Here is a 7,265-nt window from a genome sequence, read left to right as displayed (position 1 = left end):
TGTCCCCTTCGTCTAGAGGCCTAGGACATCACCCTTTCACGGTGAGTACAGGGGTTCGAATCCCCTAGGGGACGCCAGAAACATCGGCGGTTGCCATCGGCGCCGCAATCGATGAAAGCGCTGGAGCGGTAGTTCAGTTGGTTAGAATACCGGCCTGTCACGCCGGGGGTCGCGGGTTCGAGTCCCGTCCGCTCCGCCAGCCAGTTTCAAGAAAAAATCCAGCCTACGTGCTGGATTTTTTTTCGCCCGTCGATTCCATCGTTTGCAGTTCGCATTGCGCCCGGGGTTTGCGGAAACCGGTTTTCGTAAAACTCTCCATTGCCAGCCTGCGCGCTCTGACTTAGTGTTTAGGCACTGACTTCCGTGCCATTGGCCCGCGCGATGCTCGATCCGACAGAAGATCTCTCGCTATATCAATTACGCCAGGCGACGATGGACGATTTTCCCTTCGCCGAAACGCTCACGCATCAGAATATGGATGGCTATTACCGTCGGCACAATCTCGTCTGGCGGGGCGATCTTTTTCTCTGCAGTTGGCGCGAATCGGAGAATTTCGTGCTCGAAGCCGACGGAGCGCCGATCGGCGTCATGCGCGTGACCGAGGAAAACGATTCGCTCCACATCCGCGACGTACAGATCGCCGAAGGATGGCGCGGCCGCGGCGCCGGAACGTTCCTGCTCAACACCGCTCATCGATGGGCGCGCGCCCGTGGCCTCGCCGAATGCCAGTTGCGCGTGTTCGTCGATAATCCGGCGGCACGGCTCTATATCCGGATGGGGTATCGGCCAGCAGGTTCGCGGCTCGCGCAGCTCGGCGCCATTCGGCATATGGCGCGACGCGTCTGATTATGTCTACGCCGCATCCTCGCGGTTCGATTCCTGAGTGTCGCCCCGGCCATCGCGCACGAAGAACGCGCGCGGACTTTCGCCGAACGCACGTCTGAACATCGCTGAAAACGCGCTTTGGCTCTGGTAGCCGAGATCGCGTGCGACTTGCGCGAGCGGCCGTCCGGCGCTCAAAAGCGGGATCGCGCGCGCGAGCACCGCCTGCTGGCGCCATTGCGAAAAGCTCACGCCCAGTTCACGCCGGAAAAGCCGCGCAATCGTGCGTGTGCTCGCACCGGCTTCCGCCGCCCAATGTTCCAGCGAATCGGCGTGCGCCGGGTCTGCGAGCACAGCTTCGCAGAGCGCGCGCAGGCGCTTGTCGTCGGGCATCGGTACGGAAAGGGGCAACGGCTGCGAGCGCGTGATTTCGTCGAGGGCGAGCGTGCCGAGCAGCCGCTCTCGATGACGCGAGACGCCACGATCATCCAGCGCGGCAATCACTTCGCGCAGCAAAGGCGATACTTCCACCACGCGACACGCGTCGAGTCCCGGTGGCACGACGCTCTCGTCCAGATAAAGCGTGCGCAGATAAGCGTCCTCGACGATCACCACCTCGTGCGTCACGTTCGGTGGCACCCAGATCGCGCGCGAGGGGGGCACCATCCACGTTGAATCAAGCGTGGCGACGCGCAGCACGCCGCGCGCCGAATACGCCAGTTGCGCCCACGCGTGCGTGTGCAGCGCGATCCGCACGCCGGCCGCCACCGGGCGCGCCCGCACGCAGATCGGATGCGCGTGCGTCGGGGAGTGCTCGACGGGGATGTCGAGATCTTCGACGGTTTCGTGCAGCGCGCGCAGATCGGCGGACGGTCTCATTCGGTGACAGGAGTGGTGTCTCGAAAACCCGATGGTAATTTGAATCGACGCAATGCGCCGTGCGAGCGCGGCATAATGCGCGATTGGGCAATTTCGAGATGGAGTTTCAGCCGATGCAACACGTTTTCATCTACGGCACGCTGCGCGCGGGCGAGATCAACGACATCAATCGCGCGGCCGAGCGGCATGGCATCGCGCGGCCGGAGCGCCTCGGCGTCGCGCATGTGACGGGGCGGCTTTTCGACTTCGGCCGCTATCCGGGCCTTGTGCTCGATCCGGAAGGCGCGCCGATTCGCGGCGACGTCTACCGGATCGACGATGCACTCGTGCCCGTGCTCGACGAAATCGAGGAGGTGTATCCGGGCGTCGAGGGGCTGTTCCGGCCGCATCGCGTGCACGTGACGGTGGACGTGGAGGGCGCGGAACATGGCGTCGACTGCCTGATGTATCCGGTGGCCGCGCATTCGGTCGATGGCCTGCCGCACATCGAGGGCGGCGACTGGGTCGAGCATCGGGCGAGTCGCGGAAAATAATAGGCAGATCCATCATGCCGAGCGACTTGTTCCTGAGTCAGGCCGTCGCGCAGATTTCCCGTAATGCGGCAACGTCAGGAACTCGGTGAACGTCCCAGGTAAAAAGCCGCTCCCCGGCAAGCGGAGCGGCTTGTTTCCGAGTCAGGCCGGCGCTCAGATTTCTTCGTAAAGCGGTAGCGTCAGGAACTCGGTGAAATTCTCCGACGTCGACATTTCTTCGAAGATCTTCGCGGCGCGTTCATAGGGCTTTGTATCGCCGCCGACAGCAAGCTTCACCTTCTCCAGCTCGTCGATCGTGAAGCCGCGCACCATTTCGGCCGTGACCTTGCGGCCGTCCTCGAGTTTGCCCTTCGGCGAGCGAATCCACTGCCAGACCTGCGAGCGCGAGATTTCCGCGGTCGCCGCGTCTTCCATCAGGTTGTGGATCGGTACCGCGCCGTTGCCTGAGAGCCAAGCCCCCAGATAATGGATGCCGACGTTGATGTTGTTGCGCACGCCCGCCTCGGTGATCGGCTCCTCGGGGCGGAAATCGAGCAGGTCGGTCGCGGTGACCTGCACGTCGGGGCGCTGCTTGGCGATCTGGTTCGGCTTGTCGCCAAGCACTTTCACGAACTCTTCCATGGCGATCGGCACGAGGCCCGGGTGCGCGACCCAGCCGCCGTCGTAGCCGTCGCCGGCATCGCGGGCCTTGTCCGAGCGCACGCCGGCCATCGCCTTTTCGTTCGCCGCCGGGTCGTTCTTGATCGGAATCAGCGCGCTCATTCCGCCGATCGCCGGCGCATTGCGCTTGTGGCACGTTTTCAGCAGTTCGAGCGCGTAGGCGCGCATGAACGGTACGGTCATCGTGATCTTGGCGCGGTCGGCAAGGCAGAAATCGGGGTCGGCCTTGAACTTCTTGATCGCCGAAAAGATGTAGTCCCAGCGGCCGGCGTTCAGGCCCGAACTGTGTTCGCGCAGCTCGTAGAGGATTTCGTCCATTTCGAACGCGGCGAGGATCGTCTCGACGAGTACCGTCGCGCGAATCGAGCCGCGCGGCACGCCGACGGTCTCCTGCGCCGCCACGAAAATCTCGTTCCACAGACGCGCTTCGAGGTGGCTTTCGAGCTTCGGCAGATAGAAATACGGGCCGGCACCGCGCGCAAGCTGCTCCTTCGCGTTGTGGAACAGGAAAAGCGCGAAGTCGAAGATGCCGCCGGCGACGCGCTGGCCGTCGACACTCACGTGCTTTTCATCGAGATGCCAGCCGCGCGGACGCACGATCAGCGTGGCGGTCGTGTCGTTCAGCTTGTACGACTTGCCGTTTTGCTCCAGCGAAATCGTGCCGCGCACCGCTTCCTTCAGATTCAGGTGGCCGGTCAACTGGTTGTCCCAGTTGGGCGTGTTCGAATCCTCGAAGTCGGTCATGTAGGCATCGGCGCCGGAATTGAGCGCGTTGATGATCATCTTGCGCTCGACCGGCCCGGTGATTTCCACGCGACGGCGTTGCAGCGACTTCGGCAACGGCGCGATCTTCCAGTCGCCTTCGCGGATCGACTTCGTTTCCGGCAGGAAATCGGGACGTTCGCCGGCGTCGAGCCGTTTCGTGCGCTCGACGCGCGCCGCGAGCAATTGCTGGCGGCGTGGCTCGAAGCGGCGATGCAGCGTCGCGACGAGTTCGAGCGCGTCGCGCGTCAGAATGGTTTCGTAACCGGGCTTGATCTCGGCCGTGATTGCCACGCCTTCGGGCAAGTTCAGCGGATTCGGCGATTGAGGCATGGTTGTTCTCCTTGGTCGGTCAGATAGTTTTGCGGGTAGGCAATGATTAAGGGAAATCACGCGTCGGGGCGGCGGCGCGTGCTGGCTGGACGTGGCGAAGGGGCAGAACGGGCGGGGCCGAAAGGCGCTGCGTCGGGAGGGGAAGTCATTGCGGGTGTCGTTCTGGCCGACATAGCCGTGCACTCCTATAGAGGTCTGACCAATTTTATTCGTGATCAGGATGCATAAAAAGACGCTCCGGATCACTTGATCTTTTACTTTTTCGTACTTAATCTGAGCGCGGTGTCGTCGATACAGGAATTTCGCGCATGGATCGCTTCAAGCAGATCGAAACGTTCGCCGCCGTCGCGGCGAAGGGCAGCCTCTCCGCCGCGGCGCAGGCGGAGGGCGTGGCGCCGGCGGTGATCGGCCGGCGGCTCGATGCGCTCGAGGAGCGGCTCGGCGTCAAGCTGCTCGTGCGCACGACGCGCAAGATCACGCTGACGTTCGAAGGCTCCGCGTTTCTGGAGGACTGCCAGCGCGTCATCAACGACATGCAGAACGCCGAGGCGAGCGTTTCGGCGGGCGGCGTCAAGGCGAGCGGACACTTGCGCGTGTCGGCTCCGGCGGGTTTCGGGCGGCGCCACGTCGCGGCGCTCGTGCCGGAATTCACGACGCAGCACCCCGACGTTTCGATTTCGCTCGATCTCACCGACCGCATGATCGATCTCGTCAACGAAGGTTTTGACTGCGCGGTACGGCTCGGCGAGCTGCCGGATTCGTCGCTGGTATCGATCAAGCTCGGTGAGAACCGGCGCGTGTGCGTCGGTTCGCCCGCGTATCTGGGCAAGCGCGGCAAGCCTGCCGACCTCGCCGCGCTCGCCGGGCACAACTGCCTCGCGCTCGGCGCATCGGCGAACCAGCAGCGCGGCTGGATGTTCCAGCACGACGGGAAGGTCACGACAATCAAGGTCTCCGGCACGATGGAATGCTCCGATGGCGCCGTCCTGCACGAATGGTGTCTCGCGGGCTACGGCCTCGCGTGGCGTTCGTGGTGGGAAGTCGGCGAGGACATCGCGGCGGGGCGTCTCAGGAGCGTGCTCGACGATTTCGCCGCGCCGCCAATCGGCATTCACGCGGTCTTTCCGCAGCGACGCCATCTGCCGCTGCGCGTGCGGCTGTTTCTGGACATGTTGAAGCATACGTACAGCGCTCCGGGATATTGGGGCTGAGTCGGCACTTCGTGTTACTACAATGAAAGAGCGCAACGACGTTCCAAGGAGGACGCCATGTTCAAGCACATCCTGGTTCCGACCGACGGCTCCGAGCTGTCGCAAAAAGCAATCGATGGCGCGATCGACCTGGCGCAATCCGTCGGCGCGCGCATCACGGCGTACGCGTGTTTGCCGCAGTACCCGTACTCGCCGTTCGCGGACGTCGCCGTCGAGCCTCCCGACGATTTCCACGACCGCGCCGAGCGCGAGGCGCGCGAGCATCTGCGCGCGGTGGAGGAGGCGGCGCGCGAGGCGGGCGTCACCTGCGACAGCGTGACGAGCATCGATTCGGCGCCGTATATCGGCATCATCGAGGCGGCGGAATCGCACGGCTGCGACGTGATCCTGATGGCGTCGCACGGAAGGCGCGGGCTCGGCAGCCTCCTGATCGGCAGCGAGACGCAGCGCGTGCTGACGCATACCAAAATTCCGGTGATCGTCTATCGATAGCCTCAAGAAAAACGCGCGACCGAAGCCGCGCGTTTTCATTATTGGTGGCAAGCCGTGGCCACCACCTTGTTCACTACGCTCCCTGATTACGCCTTTCGACTTCTGATCACGCCACTTTCTTGTCGAAGAACTGCTCGTCTTCGGTCGAGCCGTGCAGGGCGGTCGTCGATGCGTCGCGCTCGACCGTCTGCGTGACTGCGTCGAAGTAGCCCGTGCCCACTTCGCGCTGGTGCTTGACGGCGGTGAAACCCTTCTCGGCGGCGGCGAACTCGGCCTGCTGCATTTCGACGAACGCGGTCATCTGATTGCGCGCATAGCCGTGCGCAAGGTTGAACATCGAGTAGTTCAGGGCGTGGAAGCCCGCGAGCGTGATGAACTGGAACTTGTAGCCCATCGCACCGAGTTCGCGCTGGAACTTGGCGATCGTTGCGTCGTCGAGGTTTTTCTTCCAGTTGAACGACGGCGAGCAGTTGTACGACAGCATCTGATCCGGGAATTCCTTGTGGATCGCGTCGGCGAAGCGCTTGGCGAATTCGAGGTCCGGCTTGCCGGTTTCGCACCAGATCATGTCGGCGTACGGCGCGTAGGCGAGACCGCGCGAGATCGCCTGCTCGAGGCCCGGACGCGTGCGGTAGAAGCCTTCGATCGTGCGCTCGCCGGTGAGGAACGGCTTGTCGTTGTCGTCGATGTCGGACGTCACGAGATCGGCGGCTTCCGCATCGGTGCGGGCGAGCAGGATCGTCGGCGTGCCGCACACGTCGGCCGCGAGGCGCGCGGCCGTCAGCTTCGCGATGTTCTCGCGTGTCGGCACGAGCACTTTGCCGCCCATGTGGCCGCATTTCTTCACCGAGGCCAACTGGTCTTCGAAGTGCACGCCGGCAGCGCCCGCTTCGATCATCGACTTCATCAATTCGAACGCGTTCAGCACGCCGCCGAAGCCGGCTTCCGCGTCCGCGACGATCGGCGCGAAGTAGTCGATATAGCCTTCGTCACCCGGATTCTTGCCTTCGGACCACTGGATCTGGTCGGCGCGCGTGAGCGTGTTGTTGATGCGCTTCACGACGAGCGGCACCGAATTCGCCGGATACAGCGACTGGTCAGGATACATTTCACCTGCGACGTTGGCATCGCCCGCCACTTGCCAGCCGGAGAGATAGATTGCCTTCAGGCCCGCTTTCACCTGTTGCATCGCCTGGTTGCCGGTCAGCGCGCCGAGCGAGTTCACGAACGGCTCGTTATTGACGCTTTCCCACAGTTTTTCGGCGCCGCGCTTGGCGAGCGTGTGATCGACCTGCACCGAGCCGCGCAGACGCACCACGTCTTCAGCCGTATAGGTGCGCTTGATGCCTTTCCAGCGCGGATCGGTTTCCCATTGTTGTTGGAGTTCCTGCGCTTGTTGTTGACGTGTCATTGCGTTTCTCCTTGAGGTCCTGATCAACTAATAGGTGGTGAATCTGTCCTGAGAGCGACTTAAGCGCGACGCACCGTTTCGGCGTTTCGTTTGCTCAACTCTTATATAAGAGTCTAGGCTTGTCGGGACTTTGGATATACCCCTGTCGAAGGCTTTTATGGA

7 protein-coding genes and 2 tRNA genes are annotated in these 7,265 nt (G+C 62.9%); 6 read left to right on the top strand and 3 right to left on the bottom strand.

Annotated elements, in window-relative coordinates; translation table 11 throughout:
- Nucleotide 1 precedes the first annotated feature (1 nt).
- From AWB65_RS22475 to AWB65_RS22465, 3 genes are all read left to right on the top strand, one after another.
- Nucleotides 2-77, top strand: a tRNA-Glu gene (locus AWB65_RS22475).
- A 45-nt stretch (nucleotides 78-122) separates the two neighbouring features.
- Nucleotides 123-199, top strand: a tRNA-Asp gene (locus AWB65_RS22470).
- Nucleotides 200-381: 182 nt separating this feature from the next.
- Nucleotides 382-846, top strand: a complete 465-nt coding sequence (locus AWB65_RS22465; protein ID WP_087669228.1) for a GNAT family N-acetyltransferase — start codon at nucleotides 382-384, stop codon at nucleotides 844-846.
- Nucleotides 847-852: 6 nt separating this feature from the next.
- Here AWB65_RS22465 and AWB65_RS22460 read toward each other — a convergent pair whose 3' ends face one another.
- Nucleotides 853-1,701, bottom strand: a complete 849-nt coding sequence (locus AWB65_RS22460; protein ID WP_181505479.1) for an AraC family transcriptional regulator — start codon at nucleotides 1,699-1,701, stop codon at nucleotides 853-855.
- A gap of 113 nt (nucleotides 1,702-1,814) precedes the next feature.
- Between AWB65_RS22460 and AWB65_RS22455 the strand changes: the two genes are divergently transcribed.
- Nucleotides 1,815-2,234 (top strand): gamma-glutamylcyclotransferase family protein, encoded by a 420-nt coding sequence (locus AWB65_RS22455; RefSeq protein ID WP_087669234.1) that lies wholly within the window; start codon nucleotides 1,815-1,817, stop codon nucleotides 2,232-2,234.
- 153 nt (nucleotides 2,235-2,387) lie between these two features.
- Here AWB65_RS22455 and aceB read toward each other — a convergent pair whose 3' ends face one another.
- Nucleotides 2,388-3,989: a malate synthase A gene (aceB, locus tag AWB65_RS22450; protein ID WP_087669227.1), complete on the bottom strand. Its 1,602-nt coding sequence runs from the start codon at nucleotides 3,987-3,989 to the stop codon at nucleotides 2,388-2,390.
- Between the two features lie 308 nt (nucleotides 3,990-4,297).
- Here aceB and AWB65_RS22445 point away from each other — a divergent pair, with 308 nt between their 5' ends.
- Together AWB65_RS22445 and AWB65_RS22440 are read left to right on the top strand one after the other, a co-directional pair.
- Entirely contained in the window at nucleotides 4,298-5,200 is a 903-nt protein-coding gene (locus tag AWB65_RS22445; RefSeq protein ID WP_087657951.1) for a LysR family transcriptional regulator, read from the top strand.
- Nucleotides 5,201-5,257: 57 nt separating this feature from the next.
- Entirely contained in the window at nucleotides 5,258-5,692 is a 435-nt protein-coding gene (locus AWB65_RS22440; protein ID WP_087669226.1) for a universal stress protein, read from the top strand.
- A gap of 106 nt (nucleotides 5,693-5,798) precedes the next feature.
- Here AWB65_RS22440 and aceA read toward each other — a convergent pair whose 3' ends face one another.
- On the bottom strand, nucleotides 5,799-7,103 hold the full coding sequence (gene aceA, locus AWB65_RS22435) for an isocitrate lyase (protein ID WP_087669225.1): 1,305 nt from the start codon (nucleotides 7,101-7,103) through the stop codon (nucleotides 5,799-5,801).
- Between the last annotated feature and the right edge of the window lie 162 nt (nucleotides 7,104-7,265).

It is taken from the genome of Caballeronia humi (genome assembly GCF_001544475.1).
Classification (GTDB): domain Bacteria; phylum Pseudomonadota; class Gammaproteobacteria; order Burkholderiales; family Burkholderiaceae; genus Caballeronia; species Caballeronia humi.
Note: the sequence above shows the minus strand (reverse complement) of the source record. Positions and strands in the feature narration are given on the sequence as shown.

Coding starts and splice junctions, on each gene's coding strand:
- AWB65_RS22440 (WP_087669226.1), top strand. CDS start 5,258: ATGTTCAAGCACATCCTGGTTCCGACCGACGGCTCCGAGCTGTCGCAA.
- aceA (WP_087669225.1), bottom strand. CDS start 7,103: ATGACACGTCAACAACAAGCGCAGGAACTCCAACAACAATGGGAAACC.
- AWB65_RS22445 (WP_087657951.1), top strand. CDS start 4,298: ATGGATCGCTTCAAGCAGATCGAAACGTTCGCCGCCGTCGCGGCGAAG.
- aceB (WP_087669227.1), bottom strand. CDS start 3,989: ATGCCTCAATCGCCGAATCCGCTGAACTTGCCCGAAGGCGTGGCAATC.
- AWB65_RS22460 (WP_181505479.1), bottom strand. CDS start 1,701: ATGAGACCGTCCGCCGATCTGCGCGCGCTGCACGAAACCGTCGAAGAT.
- AWB65_RS22465 (WP_087669228.1), top strand. CDS start 382: ATGCTCGATCCGACAGAAGATCTCTCGCTATATCAATTACGCCAGGCG.
- AWB65_RS22455 (WP_087669234.1), top strand. CDS start 1,815: ATGCAACACGTTTTCATCTACGGCACGCTGCGCGCGGGCGAGATCAAC.